Raw genomic sequence first — 1,079 nt, 5'->3', positions numbered from 1 at the left:
CTGCATTCAACCTTTTGTGTGACCACAGGCGGCCTGCCATTGGGTATTGTCAAATCACAATGCATTGTACCGCCGGAAAAGGATCTGACGGACAATAGGAAGCCTGGGCGAATTCCGGTTGAAGAAAAGAAAACCTTTACCTGGATTGAACATCATCGTGATCTGGTTGACGTGGCTCAAGGCATGGCGCAGACACAAGTGATTGATGTCTGTGACCGGGAAGCGGATTTCTTTGAACTATTTCATGAACAGCAAAAAAAACCGCGCGTGGAACTGCTGGTGCGCGCCAGTCATAACCGCAATATCAAACAGGAGCCCTTCAAATTATTTGCGGCGGCCAGACAGGCGCCTGTTTTGAGCCGGGTACGTCTGCCTATTCCCAATCAGAGTGCCCGCCCAAAAAAATCCAGACAGAAGGCACGTTCAGCAAGACCGGCGCGTCTGGCAGATCTGTCCGTCCGTACTATATGCATTAAGCTGCCACCACCGGAATATGCTAAGGACAAGGCGCCCATTGATCTCTATCTGGTTCATGCCCGAGAAGAAAATCCACCGGTAAACACCGATCCTGTGGAATGGTTTTTATTAACCACTTTGAAGGTGGCAGAGGCGACGGACGCTGAGCAGTGCCTGCGATGGTATGCATTACGCTGGCGAATTGAAGACTGGCATCGGGTCTTGAAATCCGGTTGCAGGATCGAAGATTTAGCCAATGCAACCGCTGAACGCTTGCGTCGCGCTATTGCGATAAACCTGGTCATTGGCTGGCGCATCATGTTGATGACATTATTAGGCAGAGAAGCACCTGAACTACCGGCGCAAGTCTTGTTTTCAGATGTTGAATTACGAACGCTAACAGCCTATGCTAAAAAAAAGGAATAAAGCCTCCCCATTCCCTGGCAGAGGCCGTCAAATTGATTGCAAAAATTGGTGGTCATCTTGACCGCAACAAAGACCCTCTCCCTGGTCATCAGGTAATATGGCGCGGCTATCTGGAATTTCAGTATATGTGCATGGGATTTATGCTGTGGAAAGATGATTTATGATTATCACTGTTGATATTTGTGGGTAATAGGCAG

At 48.7% G+C, this 1,079-nt stretch carries 1 protein-coding gene; it reads left to right on the top strand.

Features of this window, described 5'->3' with window-relative positions; all coding sequences use genetic code 11:
• Positions 1–882 (top strand): IS4 family transposase (locus tag BMY60_RS15170; protein ID WP_143057503.1); only part of this gene is annotated, 882 nt, incomplete at its 5' end.
• Positions 883–1,079 lie beyond the last annotated feature (197 nt).

The organism is Nitrosomonas sp. Nm51 (assembly GCF_900111165.1).
In the GTDB taxonomy this organism is placed as follows: Bacteria; Pseudomonadota; Gammaproteobacteria; order Burkholderiales; family Nitrosomonadaceae; genus Nitrosomonas.
This window is presented reverse-complemented; position numbering and strand designations above follow the sequence as displayed.